Origin of the sequence: Nitrosomonas communis, assembly GCF_001007935.1 — a bacterium.
GTDB lineage: Bacteria > Pseudomonadota > Gammaproteobacteria > Burkholderiales > Nitrosomonadaceae > Nitrosomonas > Nitrosomonas communis.
The window spans coordinates 2453469-2474806 of record NZ_CP011451.1 but is presented as its reverse complement, the minus strand read 5'-3'; the positions used below and the strand labels follow the sequence as shown (position 1 = coordinate 2474806).

22 protein-coding genes are annotated in these 21338 nt (G+C 46.5%); 17 read left to right on the top strand and 5 right to left on the bottom strand.

Annotated features, from left to right (window positions below; genetic code table 11):
- Window positions 1–505: 505 nt before the first annotated feature.
- The 3 genes from cas1 to AAW31_RS21375 form a co-directional block, all read right to left on the bottom strand.
- A complete protein-coding gene (gene cas1, locus AAW31_RS11230) occupies window positions 506–2008 on the bottom strand; it encodes a CRISPR-associated endonuclease Cas1 (protein ID WP_046850288.1) in 1503 nt (500 codons plus the stop codon).
- Window positions 2009–2020: 12 nt separating this feature from the next.
- A complete protein-coding gene (locus tag AAW31_RS11225; protein ID WP_046850287.1) occupies window positions 2021–2758 on the bottom strand; it encodes a hypothetical protein in 738 nt (245 codons plus the stop codon).
- 176 nt (window positions 2759–2934) lie between these two features.
- Complete coding sequence (locus AAW31_RS21375) at window positions 2935–3096, bottom strand: hypothetical protein (protein ID WP_158441497.1); 162 nt, start codon at window positions 3094–3096, stop codon at window positions 2935–2937.
- Between the two features lie 67 nt (window positions 3097–3163).
- Here AAW31_RS21375 and AAW31_RS11220 point away from each other — a divergent pair, with 67 nt between their 5' ends.
- From AAW31_RS11220 to AAW31_RS11145, 17 genes are all read left to right on the top strand, one after another.
- Window positions 3164–3418: a hypothetical protein gene (locus AAW31_RS11220; RefSeq protein WP_046850286.1), complete on the top strand. Its 255-nt coding sequence runs from the start codon at window positions 3164–3166 to the stop codon at window positions 3416–3418.
- A gap of 240 nt (window positions 3419–3658) precedes the next feature.
- On the top strand, window positions 3659–4102 hold the full coding sequence (locus AAW31_RS11215; RefSeq protein ID WP_144412936.1) for a hypothetical protein: 444 nt from the start codon (window positions 3659–3661) through the stop codon (window positions 4100–4102).
- Window positions 4103–4296: 194 nt separating this feature from the next.
- On the top strand, window positions 4297–4485 hold the full coding sequence (locus tag AAW31_RS20750; RefSeq protein WP_144412935.1) for a hypothetical protein: 189 nt from the start codon (window positions 4297–4299) through the stop codon (window positions 4483–4485).
- The gene (locus AAW31_RS11205; protein ID WP_046850283.1) at window positions 4454–7870 is read left to right on the top strand and encodes a hypothetical protein; all 3417 of its coding nucleotides are present in this window, start codon (window positions 4454–4456) and stop codon (window positions 7868–7870) included. The genes AAW31_RS20750 and AAW31_RS11205 overlap by 32 nt, the downstream gene beginning before the upstream one ends.
- Before the next feature lie 101 nt (window positions 7871–7971).
- Window positions 7972–10572, top strand: a complete 2601-nt coding sequence (locus tag AAW31_RS11200) for a tetratricopeptide repeat protein (RefSeq protein WP_052752215.1) — start codon at window positions 7972–7974, stop codon at window positions 10570–10572.
- Between the two features lie 87 nt (window positions 10573–10659).
- Window positions 10660–10785, top strand: a complete 126-nt coding sequence (locus AAW31_RS23165) for a hypothetical protein (RefSeq protein WP_258920393.1) — start codon at window positions 10660–10662, stop codon at window positions 10783–10785.
- Window positions 10786–10832: 47 nt separating this feature from the next.
- Window positions 10833–11153 carry a hypothetical protein gene (locus AAW31_RS20745; RefSeq protein WP_144412934.1) on the top strand — a complete coding sequence of 107 codons (321 nt, stop codon included), beginning with the start codon at window positions 10833–10835 and terminating at the stop codon, window positions 11151–11153.
- A 144-nt stretch (window positions 11154–11297) separates the two neighbouring features.
- Window positions 11298–12602, top strand: a complete 1305-nt coding sequence (locus AAW31_RS11190) for a tyrosine-type recombinase/integrase (protein WP_046850281.1) — start codon at window positions 11298–11300, stop codon at window positions 12600–12602.
- Between the two features lie 110 nt (window positions 12603–12712).
- Window positions 12713–13000, top strand: a complete 288-nt coding sequence (locus AAW31_RS11185) for a HigA family addiction module antitoxin (protein ID WP_046850280.1) — start codon at window positions 12713–12715, stop codon at window positions 12998–13000.
- Window positions 12997–13800, top strand: coding sequence for a hypothetical protein (locus AAW31_RS11180; RefSeq protein ID WP_046850279.1), 804 nt, complete (start codon window positions 12997–12999; stop codon window positions 13798–13800). Before AAW31_RS11185 ends, AAW31_RS11180 begins: the two co-directional genes overlap by 4 nt.
- A 107-nt stretch (window positions 13801–13907) precedes the next feature.
- The gene (locus AAW31_RS22835; protein ID WP_235264361.1) at window positions 13908–14192 is read left to right on the top strand and encodes a DNA-binding protein; all 285 of its coding nucleotides are present in this window, start codon (window positions 13908–13910) and stop codon (window positions 14190–14192) included.
- A 66-nt stretch (window positions 14193–14258) separates the two neighbouring features.
- Complete coding sequence (locus AAW31_RS11170; RefSeq protein WP_046850278.1) at window positions 14259–14822, top strand: hypothetical protein; 564 nt, start codon at window positions 14259–14261, stop codon at window positions 14820–14822.
- Between the two features lie 165 nt (window positions 14823–14987).
- Window positions 14988–15212: an antitoxin gene (locus tag AAW31_RS11165; protein ID WP_144412933.1), complete on the top strand. Its 225-nt coding sequence runs from the start codon at window positions 14988–14990 to the stop codon at window positions 15210–15212.
- Complete coding sequence (locus AAW31_RS11160) at window positions 15205–15555, top strand: hypothetical protein (RefSeq protein ID WP_046850276.1); 351 nt, start codon at window positions 15205–15207, stop codon at window positions 15553–15555. The genes AAW31_RS11165 and AAW31_RS11160 overlap by 8 nt, the downstream gene beginning before the upstream one ends.
- Window positions 15556–15558: 3 nt before the next feature.
- Window positions 15559–18018 carry a DUF3987 domain-containing protein gene (locus AAW31_RS19965; protein WP_046850275.1) on the top strand — a complete coding sequence of 820 codons (2460 nt, stop codon included), beginning with the start codon at window positions 15559–15561 and terminating at the stop codon, window positions 18016–18018.
- Between the two features lie 399 nt (window positions 18019–18417).
- A complete protein-coding gene (locus AAW31_RS11150; RefSeq protein ID WP_046850274.1) occupies window positions 18418–18624 on the top strand; it encodes a hypothetical protein in 207 nt (68 codons plus the stop codon).
- A 23-nt stretch (window positions 18625–18647) separates the two neighbouring features.
- A complete protein-coding gene (locus AAW31_RS11145; RefSeq protein ID WP_046850273.1) occupies window positions 18648–18866 on the top strand; it encodes a hypothetical protein in 219 nt (72 codons plus the stop codon).
- 733 nt (window positions 18867–19599) lie between these two features.
- On the opposite strand, the gene AAW31_RS11140 is transcribed toward AAW31_RS11145, so the two are convergent.
- Together AAW31_RS11140 and AAW31_RS11135 are read right to left on the bottom strand one after the other, a co-directional pair.
- Window positions 19600–20190 carry a hypothetical protein gene (locus tag AAW31_RS11140; RefSeq protein ID WP_200899615.1) on the bottom strand — a complete coding sequence of 197 codons (591 nt, stop codon included), beginning with the start codon at window positions 20188–20190 and terminating at the stop codon, window positions 19600–19602.
- 300 nt (window positions 20191–20490) lie between these two features.
- Window positions 20491–21318: an IS3 family transposase gene (locus AAW31_RS11135; RefSeq protein ID WP_046848692.1), complete on the bottom strand. Its 828-nt coding sequence runs from the start codon at window positions 21316–21318 to the stop codon at window positions 20491–20493.
- Window positions 21319–21338 lie beyond the last annotated feature (20 nt).

Genomic DNA, 21338 nt, shown 5'->3' with positions numbered 1-21338 from the left:
ACATTATCGTGGAAGTAACCCTCAATCTCATCCTCGTCGAGTTCGTGAGGGATGTCAATCTTTAGTTGCTTGGTTATCAATATCATTTCGCAGCGCCAAACGCCCGCGAAATAGCCGCGAGCTTGCGAGTGTCCTAGTTTACGCTCTTGTTAAATCTATATAGATAGATCGGCATCAAATCCAGCTTTTTTACGAGAGTGTGCATGTGCGATCGCTATACCAACACTTGTTAGCTCAATGCTTTTGAACGCATCTTTTTTACATTGGTGAGGAATTCTTCAATTTCGGCCAATAGCGCCATCTCTAGCACAGATCCAAAAGCAGTCATTCGAGGAATCAGCAGCTAAATATGAGCATCCGCTGTGGCCGAAAACTAGCTATACAACTGGCCTCGAGCGCGGATAATTTCAAGCATAATTTTGTCAAGGACCAAATCAATCGCACTACGCTACTTGATTCTTCTGCTTAATTATGATTATAGCATAAGGAAAAGAATCAAAAAGAATCATCCCACTCTAAATCCTTCCTCCCGACCTACCAGCTGCCCAGCATACCACCGAATAACCTGCTTAATCTTGGCATCCGGAATCCAGCTCTTCTGAATGACAACCCGAGCGAGTTGCTGACGAAGATAAACCACACCGTCATCATTTACCTCAAAATCCCGCTTACGCCATTTTTGTGTTTGTATCCAGCCAATCAACTGCTCATCCACGGTTGGGCGTAACAATTCGATTAAATCCCATGCCAGGCTCGCGCGCCCGTCCATAGCTGCATGCAGGGTTCCAGCAGCGGGATCATAGCCATCAAAGACTAAGGCTCGCTCGATGCGTCCTGCTAATACGGTATAGCCATAATTCAACATGGCATTGACCGGATGAACCGCCTTGCGTCCTGAGCCCGTGAGCGTTGAGCTCCGGTTGGAGAAGGTGCGCCAGTGCTCGGGAAAGTCCCGGTGATGGTCCAGCTCAAAATTCCACTGGTTCCAATACAGATTAGCCGCTCGTCCTTCAGCCTGCCTGAGCATATCCAAGGTTCCTATGCTGGATATATCATTTAAAATCCGCCGGTAAGGCAGCGCTAATGCTGGCTTTACCCGTATGGCCTCGCCGAGTTTTTCCCGCATAATACTGCGCGCAATGGTAAAGGGATTGGCTGTGTACTGTGCCCTGCGCTGAATCGGGCGATGGGGAGAAATGGCCGGTATCAAATTAAGGCAAAGATCTCCTACCAAATCCAGTGTATATAGCCCCACTTTCTGTTGTGCCAGCCATTCGATGGCATCGAGCGTGAGATAGCCTGCATAACCGACAATCACAATAGCCTTGAGGCCATGCACTGCACGAGCCAGCCGCCGAGCGGGTTCCTTAACCGTGCTTGCCGTAGTGCCTGGAAAAATGACCAATTCATCTCGTTCCACTGTAAGACGAGCACCATGACCCGCTAGTGTTAACAAGGCGTTGTCGTTAACCTGACTGTGCCAAAAGCCTTCTGCTTTTTTTAAGGCCTCTCCTATGCATTCCTCCTCATTAAGGGCTCTCTGGCTCGCCTCTTGCTTGCTTACTATCGGCTTCGGTTTAAGGGCGCCTTCGCATGGTGTAGGGATCGGTGCATGGGAGTTAACATCAAGCCGATTCTCACACCATAGCTGATACAGTTCGCGGAATCGCTTATATCGATATCCATCCGGATTCTCCGATAGATAGGTTTGCCACTCCCGTCGTATGGAACTGCCGTCTACTAATCGTTGCCTTACTTCCTCAAAGTTGGGCAACACTCGAACAGGCTGATAAGGTATTTTCTGTTGATAAAGCAGAAGGCGAAGCTCGTTATCGGTTAGCTCAGTCGGCCAAATCTGGCCCGATTCAACAAATTTGCGCACCAGATAGCACGCCGACATATAACCAATACCCAGAGCCTGTCCAATGGCCCGATACGACAGCTTCTCCTTGAATTTGAGGTGAAGTAGCTTGCGTACTTTTTCGATAGGAAGAGGTTTGTTGGCCATGATGAATATCTCCTAAGCTTTTGGCCAATTGATCGGTGGGTCTGCATTATAGGACATGCTGTTTAATACTATACGCTGAAGAGCACTAGAGGCTATTCTACGCAAAGAATCGCCATAATGACGAATTAACACAGCCCATGCCAGAAAGGATCGTTGACGACGATATAAAGCGTCATCCGATAGCGAAGTCCTACCAGTTAAGTCTGGAAATTCAGTTTTGACCAAAACATCAAACACTTGCTGACAGTTCGAAATCAGCGCAATATCGCCCTCGAGCGGTGTTTCAAATTGATTGATTCGCTGATAAAGTTCAATCAAAGTGTTCTCGTCTGTGTGAGCAATGGCGTCTTTGACCTTTTGAGGTGTTAAAAAGCGCGCTAACTCCACAAGCTCGGAATCAGCCACAGTGTTTTTAGTACGCTGCTGTGCTTGTTCGCGCATCTCGCTCGGAATTTCCAGCAGAATTCTACTTAACAAGGGCTCTCCTAACGGCTGATTGTAGGTGAAGAGATGATGTCCAGCAGTTATCAAATTGATTCGCTTGCCACCGCTGCTTTCGAGTATGAGCCGCACATTCTCGACACATGCCTCATCCCATAATTGCTCGACTCCCAACCCTCGTCCTCTTCCTCGCCGACGCGGCTTGGGTAACAGTCCGTTGCGTCGCCAGTATTTCAACTGATCGTGAGAAACGCGCATTCCTGCTCCATGAAGTGTTTCCAGTAACTCTTCGGTAGTCAACTCGTTCATAACAATATATTACAATCGTGCATAAGTGTCGTCAAGCTAGTGTTTTATACATGAATGTAAGTTATTGATTTATAACACTTGACTGTAATAGAAAGAGTGAATAACATAGATTTTAATATATACAGAGAGTAACTTAGAGTTCAACATTATTATGATAAGTACATTATCAAAAGGATTTACAATCGTGCATAGAAATAATTTTCTCCATCGAGTGCCCCGCCGTTACCACTTGGTAAACTTGCTCGTTTCAGAGGAATGGGTGTCATGCTTGAACGAACTCTCGCGCCTGTCTCGGCTTTCGAGTTCTGCAATCTTACGCCATGCTCTTGGTGCTGCATTGAGGCGCTCCCGCCATCACCTCCCTATTAGTCCCGCGACACTGAACAATCCAGGAGGTAAAGCCTTATGATCAAGGGCCACAAGCTTGGCAAACACTACCGCATTGGCTTGAACGTGCCGCACGAGTGGATGAGTCAACTTAGTGACATGTCGGTTAGCTCTGGCATTCCGGTAAGTACCTTGGTGCGTGCACTGATCGGCAAAATATTGAAGCAACCACGCCAGTCACTGCTCGAGGAGTTGTTGACGACAAATTCATTGGATGCCAGGGAAAAGGTAGATCGAGTGGATCACTGTTATCACGATTGCAAAAATAGGTAACCAGCCATGGCTAAACGACGCGGTCGCCCTCGTAAACCATTAGCCCAGCTTTCCCAGGTATATCAGAAACGACTTCGAGCCGGCAAAGCCAAGGGGCTGTCCCGGTCGCAAGCCTATGGCCACCCACGGCAAAAGGAAGTTTCTGCACAGCTCGTACGAGCGTCGGCGCCACCCACACCCAAACTAGCGACCTTAACGAAAAGCTACCGCGTTGCCGAGCGCATGAGGCAAGGTGAGTCTATGACCCACGCTGCGAGGATGGAGGGCATCGGTCTTGCCACACTCAAGCGCTGGATGTCCGGCTTCGGCTTTATCGATTTTGACCCCAATGCCAAGCGGTATAAAGCAGCCGATACCTTGTCCAGCATGGAGGTCTATGTCAAACCAGGCAAACTAGAAAGATTGACCGTCGATCAAACCACAGCATCGCAGCTGGCCGAGTATTTGAATGAGGTCATGAAGGCGATCAGACAAAACGATGCCAGCATGCTGAGGAAATATATGCGAACTGTCATCCATGACGTCAGGGGTAATTCCCACCGTTTAGTCACCGATCTGGACACTTTGATCGCCTTGGAACGAGCGCGCAAGCGCCGCATCGTCGAGAGCCAGAAGGAAGCCGGACGGCAACATCGGATTTCCGAGCGGGTGGAACTGGGCGGCAATCTGGCCTTTTCCTCATGAGCCGGAATAAGACCAAACGCGGTTGGCCAGATACCGCCTGTTGTGAAGACTGCGGGGAATATTTTTGGCCTGTATTGAGAAGGTTTTCCAAAGACGTCTTCCGATGTCATAACTGTGATGATGCTCAGCATAAGCGAGGTCATTGTGGCGCTTGCAGAGGCAACAACATTCCTATTGAGGGGCACCATGTTGAGATGCATCGCAATAATGCTGACTGGATCGTGGATGTTTGTTTGAATTGTCATGCTGAACTAACAGAGCGGCAATTGACATGGAGTACTCAGCAAAGCTCATCGCGAGAGCTTGGGTTAAAGGATATGCAGGAAATTGGAGAACGAAGGAGAAAATGGCGTGAAAGAAACAAACTTACCTATAGAGCCTAAGGTTGTAACGCAAATCTTGAGAGCTTATCCTGAGCAGACAGAAGCTCGCAAAAAGAGGACGCCCAAGCCTGAAAAGAAGACCGAACAAAAGTTATCTTCACGGGCGCAATCTTTGAAAAACACCCAATTGGCAATTGCTGAGAATTTTAAGCCGTATTCAGATTTTGTTTTTGTGTTTGATTGCGAAACCACTGCTGATGTTAAAAATGAATTGCGCTTCGGTTTTGCAAGCGTTTTCGGAATAGAAAAATCTGAGCAGGTTGATCTTTGGGAGTCCCGGCAATTAACTCGGGAACAGCTTGATAAGCCTTGTCGGCATTTTTGTTTTTATCATCCAACGCATCTAAATCCTGATGAGCTGATGCTACTGACGACTTGGGTAGATCGATTTAATTGTGAGAAAGATGAACATCAGCCCCTCATGGTGTTGTTGCCAGTTGCACAATTCGTCAAGCAACAATTTTACTACTGGGTTCATAAAAAGCGCGCATTATGCGTGGGACATAACCTGCCATTCGATCTTTCTCGACTAGCAACAGATTGGGGGCCTGGGGGAAAAGATTATACCAATGGGTTCAAATTTATTTTGTGCGACTGTATTAAGCAATGGCAAGTCAAAAATCCACAAAAGAGAGAGGATTTGCAACCCGATGATTGCCAGTTTCATCCTTACATCCGGATGCGCAAACTGGGACCCAAAAAGGCCAAGTTTGCGTTTCGAATTGTGCGCCAAAACATCGATAACGCTGCTAAGCCTTATGAAGGAGAATTTCTTGATATGGCTACATTGGGTCGTGCCTTACTAGGGCCTGGAGATCTTACTTTGCAGGGTCTTTGTCGTCGTGCGGATGTGCCTGAGTCTGAATGTAAGTTTGATGCTGAGAATCTCCATGGTAAAGAACTCAGTAATCAATATATAAACTATGCTTTTCAGGATGTCCGTGCAACGTTCAGTTTATACCGACGATTACGTGATCTCTACCGGCAACATGATTTAACTACTCCCATCACACGCATTTTTTCTGAGGCATCCTTAGGTAAAGCATATTTTAAAGCGATGGGCGTGCCTCGTTTCCAAGCACAACATCCGGACACCGATTCGCGTTTTTATGGTATAGCCAGCCAAGCCTATTATGGTGGACGATCTGAGGTCATGGTGCGCCTGCGCTCCATGGAGTGCATGATGGTGGATTTCACTTCACAATACCCGTCGGTCAATGCGTTAATGAGAAATCAATCCTTATTGTTGGCAGAAAAAATTGAACGACGCGATAACACGGACTGGGTGAGAGTACTCTTAAAAGATTTATCGCCGGAAACATTATTAGACCCCGCCATATGGCCAAAACTGCGTTCAATGGTTAAGCTGATTCCTCAGGGCGAGATTTTGCCCGTGAGAGCCCGTTTCGCAGGGCCCGCCGATCCCCCTAACATTGCCGTAACGCCTGTTTTTGCTACCGACGCCATTTGGTACACGCTAGCCGATGTCTGCGCAGCGGTGCTGATGAACCCCAGCAAAATTCCAGTAATCGAGCAAGCCTATGAGCTTATTCCACAGGGCATAGTGCCAACTCAGCCTAAATGTATCTTTGGTGATGAAGGTTACGCTATCGATTTGCAGAAAGATGACTTGTTCAAAACCATCATCGAAATGCGCCAGGCAATCAAAACAGAAATAAAATCTCAGAAAAAACAAGATAGCGTATTAAATTACGATCAACAAAAAATTGAAAAACTGGAATCAATGGAACAGGGTTTGAAATTTCTTGCTAATTCGACTAGTTATGGCGTATTAGCTGAATTCATTGAGGAAGATCCTTTCGAAGTGCCGCGGTCTATTCAACTTCATATTGGTCAAGGATTACCTCGTCCGTGCAAAACCACACAATTTGAAACCCCTGGAAAACATTATGCGGGCGAGATCGCAAGTTTCATCACTGGGGGTGGGCGTCTGCTGTTTGCTTTGATTGAACGTCTTGGGCGGGATCGTGGTATCAGCCATGCATTAGGGGATACTGATTCTATGGTATTTATCAGACCCGATAGTATGGAGAGGGAGACCTTTCATCACTACATCGAAGACATCATTACAATGGTCAATCTACTGTCACCTTATAACGCGGGCATTCCACTCTTAAAAAGTGAAGAGGTCAATGTTGTCGATGATGAGCCAGAGCCTTTATATGTTTTGGCTGTTTCAAGCAAGCGCTATGCACTTTATAACAAGCGCTGGAAAGATGATCATGGACAATGGCAAGAAGGTATCAGGCTGCGTAAATGTACTAATCACGGGCTTGGTAGTTATCTTAATCCTCCCGGCTATCGCTCCAAGCTGCCGGTACCTTATGCGAAGGATGACGAGCCCATTTGCACCGCCCGCTGGATCGATGACTTATGGACCATGGCGATTCGCCGAGCCGAGTCAGGCCCCATAAACGATGAGCTTGACATGATCCTCGATGAGGAGATATACGGGTTGCTGGGTGATACACCTGCCATCTCCAAGGAAACCGTTTCGACGTGGGAGGTTTATCAACGGGTCGAAAGCATTCCGGACATCCGTCCCTGCTCGTTCTTTGTGACGCTGCCAGGCATTGAGCCTTGGATGATCCACGAACGGATGCGGCGAACCGGCAAGCCTGTTCAGGTTAAACCAGAGCTAATGGAGGTGGGCTACTACGCGCCGTTTTCCACTGATATGGACGAAATCATGGCGCACCTTACCCGCAAGGATACCCATCAGCACGTTCCTCATGCGCCGACTGCGACCCTGGCGGAAAAGGTGTGGCACTACTTTGCGCATGCCGAACACAAAGCCTATCCACCACAGGGGATTGGCCAACTGCAGAAACAGCCGGTGATGGTCGAAAGCCTTGCTTATTGTGGCAAGGAAACCCAAACGCTTTATAGTTACTCCGAAGATGGGGAATCCAATGGTACGACATTGATGGGTGAGGAAGAGTCGCAAACCTTTGCTATCGAAGATCCTGAGGGTTTGACCATCTGGCTTGATCAGCCGTGTCGAACGCTGTTGAACTCTGGATTAACCCGACAAGAACTTTGTAATGAGCTGGGGATCAGCGATAAAACGTTAAGCAACCTGCTCTCTGGTCAGTCGGTGAGTTATTCTGTCAAGGAGCGATATACCCAGCTGCTGCAACGTTTTGGGCAAGAGCGAAACTTGTTGATATCTGAGAATTTTATCCATTCGAAACAGCAATCGAGTTCTGCCGCGGATGCTCTGAAGGAGTTGATTGAGCAAGGGTGGACGATTGCCAAGCTGGCGCATGCACTCGGTAGAAGTTCTAGGCAGGTGTATCGGTGGCTGGAGGGAGCAAAGTGCAAAGAGGCAATTTGGTGGAAAATTAAGGCTCTTCTGACGTAGGAATGAGATTAAACCGATATGATGGTATGTTATAGCTTCTTGCTTTTCGACAAGAAAGAAGCAATACTGGAACTATCTTTATTAGCCATAAAAAAACAGCTATGACACAGATTCGCATCTTCCTGTCTACTGTTAGCGCAGAGTTCCGCAGTTACCGTGATGCTTTACGGCACGACCTTGAACGTCCTAATGTTACGGTCAAGGTGCAGGAGGACTTCATCGCGACCGGCACCGAGACCTTGGATAAGCTGGATGAATACCTCCAGCAATGCGATGCGGTGATCCATTTGGTCGGCGATATGACCGGCGCCTTGGCACAAGCCCCTTCCTTAGCATTCATCCTGAAGCAGTGCCCAAAACTTGCAGAACGACTGCCACCGCTTCATCCCTTTTTAGAGCCTGGGGCGCAAGCACTTTCCTACACACAGTGGGAGGCGTGGCTGGCATTGTATTACCGCAAGAGATTGATCATTGCCATACCTGAAGCAGGTGCGCCGCGCGACGCGCAATACCAGCCGAACGAGGAACAACGCAAGCAACAGCAGCAGCACCTCGCACGCTTGGCTGCACTCGAGCATTATCCGGAGATCAGGTTCGCTAACCCTGATCGGCTAGCAGTAGAAATACTGCGTTCCAAGCTGCACGATATCCTTGCTCGCGCCGGTGCACTCAAGAAACCCGTCATTCTTCCTATCGCAAGCATTGGTGGGTTATTCAAAGGCCGGGGTGCCTGGCTGGACTACCTAAGCCGGAGCCTGGGTCCTGTTCTTGAAAACGATGAAACACCGGTAGTCACTCGTGTACTGAGCGGCCTTGGCGGTATCGGCAAGACTCGGCTGGCCCTGGAATATGCCTGGCGACGCGGTGAAGATTACATGGCACTGCTCTTTGTCGACGCTAACAGCGTGGAAGCACTGCAACGTAACCTGGCAGCGCTGTGCCATACCTTCAAATTGGAGGAGCAGCGCGAAACTGATGAAAGCAGACAGCGCGATGCTGTGCTCAGTTGGCTGCGTCAGAATCCTGGTTGGCTGATGATCCTGGATAACGTGGACACGGAAGAAGTCGCGAAAGCTGTCGAAGATTTGGTGCCGCAATTGTTTGGTGGACACCTCCTGGTTACCAGCCGGCTAGTAAACTGGAGCGGTAGTAAGTCGGTTTTGCCAGTGGACCTCCTGTCAATCGAGGCAGCTATCGAATTCCTGCTGGAGCGTACCGACGGCAAACGTCGCCGGCTAACCGATGATAACGCTCAAGCAAGCATCCTGGCGGAAACACTTGGTTGCCTGGCCCTGGCCCTGGAGCAGGCTGGTGCCTATATATTCCAAAATCGACTCACCCTCAAGGGCTATCTTGAGAAATGGCACAGCCAGAGTGATAGTGTTCTGAGCTGGTACGATTCGCGCCTGATGCAGTATCCTAAAAGTGTCGCCGTGACCTGGCAGACCACCTTCGACCAACTCGGCGAATCCGCCCGGCAATTGCTGCAGCGTCTGGCCTGGCTAAGTCCTGCTCCGATTCCGGAATCTCTGCTCGATGTACGGGTGGTGGAGGGAGAAAGCGAGTCCGATCCACTCACCGCGCTGGCCGAGTTGGAATCCTACTCATTGGTCACTCGCGCCACTGACAGTCCGAGTTTTAGCGTACACCGCCTGGTGCAGGAAATCACTCGGCGCCAATGCGATGATTCAGAACATATCCGCTTGACTGAAACGCTGCGATGGCTGGATGCCGCCTTTGTCGGTGATCCGCAGGATGTACGAAACTGGCCAGTCCTAAACCCACTGCTACCGCACGCCCAGTCAGTAGTTGAGCATGCAGATGCCGCTGGGATCGCCTTGCCTGCAGCTCGACTGATGAATCAGCTGGGGTTGATGTACCTAACCAAGTCGCTGCATGCCGAGGCCGAGCCGCTGATGCGCCGCGCGTTGGCCATTGACGAGGCTAGCTTCGGAGCGGATCACCCCAAAGTCGCCCTGGACCTTAACGACTTGGCAGGACTGCTTCTGGAAACCAATCGCCTAGCTGAGGCTGAGCCGCTGATGCGGCGTGCGTTAGACATTGACGAGGCTAGCTTGGGAGTGGATCATCCCGAAGTCGCCCGCAAGCTCAACAACCTGGCGGGACTGCTTCAATCCACCAACCGCTTGACCGAGGCTGAGCCGCTGGTGCGCCGCGCGCTGGCCATTGACGAAGCTAGCTTCGGAGCGGATCATCCCAACGTCGCCCGCGACCTCGCCAACCTGGCATGCCTGCTTAAGGCCACTAACCGCCTGGCTGAGGCCGAGTCGCTGATGCGGCGTACGCTGGCCATTGACGAGGCCAGCTTCGGGTCAGATCATCCCAACGTTGCCATCCACCTCAACAACCTGGCGCAACTGCTTCAGGACACCAACCACTTGGCTGAGGCCGAGCCGCTGATGCGGCGCGCGCTGGCCATTGACGAGGCTAGCTTCGGAGCGGATCACCCCAAAGTCGCTATTCGCCTCAACAATCTAGCGGGACTGCTTAAGGATACCAACCGCCTGGCTGAGGCTGAGCCGCTGATACGACGCGCGCTGGCCATATTCATCGAAAGTGTAGGTACGGAGTATCCGCACTTCCGCATTGTCATGGAAAACTATATCAGCCTTCTCGTGAAGTTAGGTAGAACGGAAAGTGAAATTAAGGCGAGTCTTGGAGGTCTATTCGGTAAGGGATAATGTCATAGTTGCTTGATCAGAAGTCAGAGTCGAAGCGGCAACGTCTCAATATTACGCGCGGATCTTATCTTCGCCACATTGTTGGTCATGATCGTTCGGTTTGGGTCGCAATACGATGATTCTGCTGGTCGGCCAGCGGCCGTTCGTATGACAGGTAGCGCACCTGTTGTGATTGGCTGCATTGCCGATATTCTTCCCTTCACCGTGATTTAGTATTTGGCTATTTTTACCCCTGTCGTCGCGTTGATTTTTACCAGCGCATGTTGATCTATTATTATGTCAGGCAAAGCTTTTCAGTAGTTCGTTCCATTCCAAAGCAAGCAGCACGCCAACAAAATTGTGACATTTTTTTCCTGCCACACCCATACCTGGGTATATCTACCCCCGGTTGTCCAGTTACAGGGAACCACATCATTCCTTACTATTTTTCTAAACGAGAGCCTGAAAATAGAAAGGCACTTAGCCATGTTATGACTAAGTGCCCGATTTTATTGGTGGCCAAGGGCGGAATCGAACCACCGACACAAGGATTTTCAGTCTCAAAAAATAACCATTTATCATTGTTGATTGTTATTCAATAAATTAACTATTTTCAACATGAATCAATATGTTATGGCTATAATAATGTTGATTTGCATTTATCTTTAATTAAAAAATCTGCTTACAAAACGGTTACAAATCATCAAAACTTCTTACAAACTGGTTACAAATTTGACGCAAGGACTATGTCAAAAATCAAACTGACAGCAGGAAGGATCGCATCTTTTCAATGCCCAATAGACAAACCACAAGCTTTCCTTTGGTGTAATGAAGTATATGGGTTAGGAGTACGAGCCACTCCCAATTCAGAGCGCAAGCGTTATATCTTTCAATCCAAGGTTAAAGGTCAAACAATGCGTGTGACAATTGGCGATGTTTGCATGTGGAGTATTCCAGAGGCACAAGCTGAAGCACGGCGTCTGCAAATTCTAATCGACCAAGGGCATGACCCAAGAGAATTAAAAGCGCAGGAAGAGGCAGCAAAGCAAGCCGAAGCCAAAGCCATAAAATTGAAAGAGAGGCGCGAATCAATAACGGTACAAACTGTGTGGGATGAATATATTGAAGCAAGAAGGCCATTTTGGTCTGAGCTTCATTATCGTGACCATACTAAAGTCATGCACCCGGGCGGAAAAGCACGGAGCCGTAGTTCTGAATTAACTGTACCTGGTTCGCTTGCTTCGTTAGCAAATCTGAGACTTATTGATCTAACAGCGCAACGAATAGAAGAGTGGGCTAAAACAGAGGCTATTAAGAGGCCAACCCGCACTCGCTTATCAGTGCGGCTATTGAGAGCCTTTCTTTTCTGGTGTGGCAAACATTTTGTCTATCAAGAGATAGTCACAACTAATCCGGCGCAAAATCGGAGTATCAAAGAAATAACAGGCAAGCCAAAAGCAAAAAACGATGTGCTCCAACGTGAGCAACTGCCCGCATGGTTTAAATCAGTTCAGCAAATTCAAAATCCTGTCATTAGCGTATATCTGCAATCCCTTTTATTGACTGGTGCACGTCGTGAAGAGTTAGCGCAGCTTCGATGGGAAGATTGTGACTTTCAATGGAAAAGCTTAACTATTCGGGACAAAGTAGACGGCCAAAGAGTCATACCATTAACGCCTTATGTATCACATCTATTAAGTCAGTTACCGCGTCGTAATCAATGGGTATTTAGCAGCCCTACCGCAACTAGTGGACGGCTAACTGAACCTGCTATAGCGCATAGAAAAGCATGTGTTATAGCAGGCGTGGATTTGACTATCCATGGGCTGCGACGATCATTCGCTACTTTGTCAGAATGGGTGGAAATGCCCGCAGGCATCGCAGCCCAAATTCAAGGACACAAACCAAGTGGAGTAAGGGAGAAGAATTACATACGGCGCCCACTCGATTTACTGAGAATGTGGCATGTCAAAATTGAAGCCTGGATATTGCAAGAGGCCGGAATTGAATTTACATCAACTAAAGCAAGTTTGCGAATAATGAACCGATAGAACCAATTATTCAAGCATCATTGATTTATATTATCATGTGTTGATATGTGTTAATTAACAGTATACGATTCAACAATGATTAAAGCTTTTCGCATGTTAGGAAAATAAACATGAGCAGAATGCACAATCCAGCCCACCCAGGCGAAGTATTACGCGAATGGCTACCAGAAGAGATGACGGTAACGCAAGCAGCAAAAGAATTGCAAATTTCCCGCGTCACCCTTTCCAAATTGCTGAACGCTAAAGCAGGTATAACGGCTGGTATGGCGCTACGCCTTTCCGCCTGGCTTGGCACAACGCCCGATATTTGGCTAGAAATGCAAACACAGTGGGATTTGTGGCAGGCAAAACAGCAACCTATTCCCAATATCAAACCGCTGGAAAGATTGCCAACATGAACGAGTTAAACCGCCCCCAGTTTGGGACAGAAAAGGCGCTTGAAGGAATACTTATGGATTGGTCTTCGCGCCATGCTTCTACGTTAATTAAATTAAGAGCTCAGGTACTTTGCGATATCAAAGAATTTATACCTGAGGGATATTTTACAAAGAAAAAGAGCATCAATTTACTTGATGGTTGGGCACGAGGTGTTCGTTCTACCAAAGAGAGGATAGTCACTATTAAGAGCGAACCAGAAATTCAAAAAACATGGGGAGATTATGCATTAGAGGTAGGGAATGAACTATTTTACAATCTTCAAGCTACCATCCTTACTCCAAGGCAACTTGCTGCAAGTGAGCTGTTGATGTATCTAGGATTTCACTTTCTAGCGCTTGAAGGTGGCAGCGAACCTTGTATAGATCAGGCAGTAAATAAATTGCATGATTCTATTACAAAGTATTTTGATCACCTTAAAGAGGAAGAAGCCAAACCGTTTCTTCCATTGTTATCAGATGAGCAAAAACAGCCAACACTTAATAGAACAATCAACCCGCCAATAAAAACGAATAAGCTTCGCAGTAATACTCTTGACCCAGCAATAGATAGTGCAATCGCTCAAGCTGGCACTACGATGTTCCCTGCTGTCTATTTGAAATTGAAAGAATTGGCGCTGTCTGAGACCCCGCCGTTCTCAGGGGTTATTAGCGAAGATGGGGCGTTATGCTATACGAATGATCGCAACAAACCAGATAAATTAACTAAAAACGCCTTGGAAAAAAGGCTGAAGCGCCGCAACAACCAGCCAAATAACCTTTAACCGCCATTAAAGAGCATTAGCCGCCGTTAATCGCCAAAGATGGCGGTAAATATATTCAGTTGCTAGACAATGAATCACCTCAATTCAACAAAGAAAGGTGATTCAAAATGCAAACAGCAACAGCAATTAATATTGATGAGCTGGTAAAAAAAGCTTATCCCTCTAACCAGGTTGCCCATTCTGGGGTAACGTCAACAGAAAAAAGTTTCCCTCCCCTCGAAGAAATAACCCGTCCTACTGTAACCACAGAAGAAGCAGCCTATTACCTCAACCGTAAACCGCAGACTATGCGGATATGGGCAATGAACGAGAATGGCTTAATCACTCCACTTAGAATTAATGGCCGTCTAGCATGGCCAGTAAAAGAAATTAAGCGCGTCATGGGCGTTTGACCTGTTCAGCAAGCAGCAGCAACCCACACCAAGCAGCATAAACTCAAATAATCAGGAGATAAAACAATGGCCGGATATTCCGTAGAAATTTTAAAAAAAGCGCTCGCAGATATGAAACGCTTAACCGAACAAGAATCCTTGCTTAAGGTGAAGCATCTTGAAGATATTGCTCTGGAGGCCAGACTGGCAGACCAGTTAGATCGATCAGACGTAGATATCAAAAAAGCCGTCAAAGCAGCAATTAAAGGTGAAATTGACGAAGTAGAAGCTAATCAAAAATACAGTGAGGCTTATGCGACAAAAGACGAATTAAACAAAGTAAGGCAACGGTTAGAGCTGGTACCACAGGTGCAGGATGAACTGCAAAGGGAGATAAGGGATCTTGACCGGAGCATAACTTTCTACAGACGCTGTCTTTGCGATGACATCCAGAAAGCCATTGCAGGTGAACTGGCTGCCAATAACAAAAAGATCATAGAAAAGCTCCTTGTAGCACATGCAGCTATAGCTTGTAGCGGCTATTACACGCCCAATTGGCAAGGACTCGTAGCAAGCGCATTCCCAGCCCCATCAAAACCTGATATTGATGCAGCTATCAAGAAATTCAAAGCTGAGCATGATTTTTGGTAAACAGAGTCAACTTGATATAACGAAATCCCGCCCGTGATATGGGCGGATTCTTTTGTTTAGCCTGGACTGTCTCAGAAATCAAAAAATTCTAGGCATAAACTAACGCTATCCACGTGACAGCGTTTTCCTCTTAATTTCTTAAAATCTTTTAAAGGTAAAAAATCTATGAATTCATTACCAATGATGAGCGCCTCAGAACTGGTGCGACAAGCAGGCGATACAACAGAAACATATTTGAATCGCGCTGTGAGAGCTATTGACGAACGGCTTGGCGATGGCTACGCGTCTAAACATCCTGAATTGGTTGCTGCTTTCATGCAAATTTGTGTGCAAGATTTTGAAATAGCAATACGATTTCTTACGAACCAATCGGGAGGTTGCAATGATTGATGAAATTGCAAAAACCAGCGACAACATTATTTCTGATCGCTTTAGTCGTGCTTGTGACGAAATCGAACGGCGCTTAGGCAAGAAGTGCTTATATGAACACCCTGAACTTATTGGTCAATACATGCTGGCGGATTCTGTGGATTATGCGGCTAGATTACTGGAGCGCTGCTTAATAACTGAACGCGCCATCAATAAAGAATTTTTATTACTCGATCTGCCAATTGATTTTCGGTTAGCTATCTTTCGTTCATGCCGCAGCAACTACGCAAACCTAAGACCAGGCGCAACCGAAGAAGAACGTCATCGCGACTTGCTAGTAATACGTGAAGCTTTGGGGGTGTAGCACATGATCAAGGTTATCAATCAATTCACTGAAGCCATGTGTGCCGCTGGATTGAACCCCATTCGTGGGATTGTACCTGATGGCAAACTACACCGCTTTGCTAGTCAGGATGATAAATCTGGTAAGCGGTCCGGCTGGTATGTTCTGCATCTTGATGACATACCAGCGGGAGCATTTGGTAGCTGGAAGACAGGAGAACACCATACTTGGTGTATCAAATCATCAAACGAGCTATCCCCGGCTGAACAAGAAGCAAACCGCCAGCGATTAGCAGAAATAAAAAAGCAGCGGGAAGCAGAAGAAGCTGCATTGCACGAAACTACACGTAAAAAGGCTAATGCTTTGTGGAGTCGAGCTGGGAATGCTAATAGCAAGCACGCTTATTTAGCTTTAAAGAAAGTTAAACCAATAGGTATTAAGCAACTACGCAGTGCATTGATAATTCCGCTTTGCGATGCTGAGGGTACTTTGCACAGCCTTCAATTCATCTTGCCTGATGGTTCCAAGCGATTCATGACAGGTGGCAGGAAGCGTGCATACTTTGCGACGCTGGGAGAATCGCTAGATACGATTTGCATTTGTGAAGGCTGGGCGACGGGTGCAAGCATTCACCAGGCAACAGGTTACACTGTAACGATTGCTTTTGATGCGGGCAACCTTCTACCTGTAGCGCAAGCTTTACGCAAGAAATACCCTAAAGCAAGGCTGGTGATTTGCGCGGATGATGATTATCGAACGGAAGGAAATCCAGGAGTAACCCAAGCCCGCGAGGCCACGCGGGCAGTGGGTGGTTTACTTGCTATTCCTTATTTTGGTGAGAACCGCCAAGAGAAAGCAACAGACTTTAACGACCTTCATCAGTATAGCGGACTAGACGCGGTACGGCAATCTATCTCGAGCGCGATTGATTTGGCAAGGGATAATAAGTGTACCCAGGTCAGGAATAACGCAACTGACGCGATTCTGACAAGACCACAGCCTTCTGATGAATGGCCGCCCCTGATTCTGCCTGGCACGATTAAATTACCTACTATTCAAGCGAATATTTTGCCTGCATGGGCGGGTGAAATGGCGCAGGCGCTTGCTGCTAACTTACAGGTTAGTGAGAGTGCTGTGATCTTACCTGCCCTATCCTCAATTGCAACCGCGGTTCAGCGTCGCTTTGAAGTTGCGCCGCATGGTGATCAATCTTATTCTGAGCCGCTAAATATATGGACATTAACCATTGCACCCAGTGGAAGCAGGAAAACGCCTGTTCTGAATGCTTTAACCGATCCCCTTAAGCGCTGGGAAAAACTGACAGGTGATCGTATGCGTAGACAGATTGCAGATGTCGAAGCGACACGTAGTGTGATCGAGAAACGGATCGAGAAACTCAAGACAAAGGCGGGGGCAACTGACGATGAGCAGGAACGAAACAAGATTCGTGATGAAATCCGTTCAGAAATTGAGGCCATGCCTGATGAGTTAAAATCGCCAAGGCTAATGACTGGCGATATTACACCCGAGCAATTACAAGTTATGCTTGTTGAGCAACATGAGCGCATGGCGCTTATTTCTGATGAAGCCGGGATATTCCAGATTCTAAGCGGACAATACTCAGGTGGTATTGCGATTCTGGATGTATTCCTTCAAGCATATTCGGGATCGTCAGTGCGAATTGATCGCCGAACAAGACAAGCATTTATGGAAAAGCCTGCACTGACCTTTTGCCTGATGCTACAGCCTGGCATTTTACAGAATGCAGCAAATGACAAGCGGTTTCATGATTCCGGCTTATTGGCGCGGTTCTTATTTACGATTCCACAAAATACGGTAGGTCGTCGTGATGTTAGAAATCTTACCCCTATTCCCGATGATATTAAGCGAGCGTGGCATGATGAATTGCTTAATTTATTGGTCGATGCAGAAAAATTTGCACCAGCACCCAGAATACTTGCTTTTACTCATAAAGCGCGTGAGCTTTGGTTAGATTTCGCCCAGCAAGTTGAAGACGAATTGGGAGAAAATGGCAAACTCCAGCACATTGCTGAATGGGGAGCAAAGCTAGCCGGTAACTGTGCGCGGATTGCTGGCTTAATGCAATTGATTAAGACAGGGAGAAATTCCAATTGCGTTGATGATGACGCAGTAGGCCGTGCGGTTACACTATGCGAGCTTCTGATTGAGCACACAAAGACAGCTTTCCAGTTACTTGGGGCGGATCAAATAGAAGCAGATGCACTCCACGTGATGAAATGGATACAAGCAAGCAGGCTTATTGAATTTAACCGCAGCCAGGCACAAAAAGCACTGGAAGGAAGATTCAGAACAGTCGATAAACTCAAGGTTGCTGCTGAGCGGTTAAGTGAATGGAATGTGCTCTCACCAGAAATGAAACGAATTAACAAAGGTTCGAAGAAACCTTCATTTTACTATCAGGTAAACCCGCAAATATTCGATAATTCTATAAATTCGCTATAAATGTAATTCTAAGTATTTATTTATTATATAAAAATATCATACAGACATAGACCCCCATCGAATTTATAGAATTTATGAAAATAATAGATAAGCTGATATCGCCTTAATAAATTCTTAAATTCGATAAATTCGACAGGGGTATAGGTGTGTAAGCAATTTAGAAAATGGTCAACACAGCAATTAAAGGAGAATCAGATGTCAGGCGACAAGCCAGCTAGAAATAATTAAAAGATGGTTATTCAAGATTGGCGAACCAGAAGAAGGCCATTACCAGGTGATAGACCGATGCAAGGCAGACCATGAAGCGCTGGCCTACTTCTTGCGACATGCGAGAGGCGAGTTTGAATCTAGTCAAACAGCATAGTCAAACAGCAGCAAATTATTAAAAGAGAGGCAAAAGTGGCAGAAATAATTGATATGCAGCAGAGGCAATTGATGAAAGTGTGTGAGTGGTTAAGCGCGATAGGTATTGATGAATCTGAACATTATTACCTGACCGACAGGCTTAAGCAGGATGCAGACGCACGCGGGCGCTATTACTCTACTGCAAAGCGGGAACTTGACAGCAGCAAGACGGCAAGTAGTAACAGGATGTTCTTTTATTAACGTAAAAACTAGGAGTTAAAGAAATGGCAATTAACGTAATCTTTATGGGTGAAGCATTGAAAGAAATTCAAGCATGGGCAACCGCTAAAGGCATGGATGAAAAGTGCCTGAATCATGTTCTTAATTCATGTGAGAAAGATTTAACTGTAGCAACTGGTTATTTGACTGTAGCGCGCGGCGGTGAAAATCTAAATTTTGAGATTTTCCTTGAGCAAGCGAGACAAAACGGTGTAAAGGCTTAAGGTACTTCCGAGAGGTTTCTCCCTTGAGGGTAATGAAATCCGCGTGAATATTTTAGGGTGTGGGGTTTAAACATAGTTAACACATTGTTCTTATTGTAATTGAGCAAAAAGTCATTCGCAAAGTGACTTATAAATGATTGCTCAAAGTATGCTCTGAGCTTCTGTAGAAGCTGCTCTGCTAAATGGCGGCAAAATAAAAACCCTCACTCAGCCAAAATCATAAGGTACTTAGTAAAGTTTAATGGTGCGATAAATGGGCTGCGATTGCGCTAGATCGATTATTTTTCGGCGTGAATGGTTTTTATGTGTCTCCCCTACCCTTTTTTATCCTAAAGTTGCAGAAATAAAAGCCGTTAAAAATATTTCATGATGTAGCATTTGTCATGAACTTCTCGAATGTGAAACAAAACCCTCACTAGGTGCCGCCCCACTTGGTGGGGGTTTTCTAATTCAATGCTTGAAGATAGCAAAAAGATTAAAGTTTCATAAATAGAGGCCGTTTAAAGTATTTCATGATGCAGTACTTATCATGAATCAAACCTAAAGTGCAGAAAAAGTGTTGGAAGCCCCGCCGGATTTTTAGCTGATTCGGTGGGGTTTTCTATTTATGACTGGTCCTCTTTGTATCCCTAGCAATTCAAAGAGCATAAACCACACGCACCTAAATCTTTACACGGGCACTAGAGCTCTGCGTCCGTACCGCACGGATGGCGGTATAAACATGCTTTTCTCTTCATTCATGCGAAGACAGGACAGCTTTCATGCATATAGAGTTGATCCAAAGCTCGCGATACCACTCCTTAGTGCTATAGAGATGCTCATCTTCTTCATCTTCTACCTGGTCATATGCATTTTTAAGCACCTTGGCTTCGGTACTTTCTGCTTTTTTTGCATATTCCCCGATAAGCTGCCAATTCTGGTGGTCTTTGGTCTCCAGCATAACTACGCATTCACAGGCCACAAGCTCAGCAGCTGGAGGATCACCTGCTTCAAGAGCCATCTTCATCAAATTTATCAATGATTCAAGAAAATGACGAGCCACTTTCCGTGCAAGGGTTTCCTCATCAGAATTAAGACCCAGCTTCTGGAAAACGCCCAGCAGGATTTGGTGGTGTTTCTCTGTTTGTTCCAGGTACTCTTCCCACTCCCCCTTTAGGTCTTCTTCTACTACGCAACGAAGCGCCATTTGATAAACTTCGATACCACCTTTTTCTGTTTCCAGGGCTTGGTACAAGAGTTCGTTTTTCTGGTCTTCTTTCATTGAAATTCCTCCTTGCAAATCCAGAGCTTGATACAAGAGTTCGTTTTTCTGGCTTTCTTTCATTGAAATTCCTCCTTGTAAAAATAGCCCCTCTGTCAACCCTAATCTTTCCGTTATACTTAACGGCTGGTGAGGCTTGGTAGTGATTGAACCCTTATAATTGCTCCTCATAATTCTGTCCAATGCTAACGATTAAACTTCCTATTTAATTGATGAGTAACTCTTTATCTATCAAGTATGCTTTACGTGAGTAAAATTTAGGATCCTGACCTTGATTCTAAGTAGTTTCGCTATATGATGTGGTTCCCTGTAACTGGACAACCTGAAAGAAAGTTCAGCTCTGATATGTATAGTTAAACAGGTTCAGGCAACCCGATCAATTCTTGGATCACTATAGTAGATTTCATCAGGCGTAAGACGGTCAAGGCTTTGATGAAATCGTTCTTGATTGTACCATTCAAACCATGTGGATAAATTCTGCTTTATCTCCTTCAGATTATTGAATTCTCTGGTATATAAAAGCTCATACTTAACTGTCCGCCAAAGTCGTTCAACAAAAATGTTGTCATAGTAGCACCCCTTGCCATCCATGCTGATCTGAATATGATGATCTTTTAGTATGGAGGTAAATGCTTCGCTGGTAAACTGTACGCCCTGGTCGGTATTCATGATCTGTGGACAGCCATAATCCTGGATGGCTGCCTCCAGCGCCTGAGTACAAAAGTCAGTATCCAAGGTATTGGACAAGCGCCAGCTCAACACCTTACGCGAATGCCAGTCGATGATGGCAACCAGATAGCCAAAGCCTTTCTCCATGGGGACATAGGTTATGTCGGCAGCCCAAACCTGATTGGGTTTATTAATGACAAGTTCTCTAAGCAGATAAGGATAGACCTTATGCTGTTTGCTTGAGATGCTGGTCCTGGGTTTTGGAGCTATGCTGACAATACCGAGTGTCTTCATTAAGGAAGAGGCTTTCTTGCGCCCTAACATGATTCCCTGGCGCTGAAACCAGGTAGCATAACTGCGTGAGCCATATTGTGGCGTCTTTAAGTACTGTTCATCCATCATGCGCAGCAGAACCAGATCAGCATTACTGATTGGTTGCGGTTGATAATAATAAGTTGAGCGCGCCAGATCCAGCAGCTGACATTGACGAGTTTGACTAAGTTTGCCATGGGGCTCAATCATCTCTTTGCGTTCTACAAGAC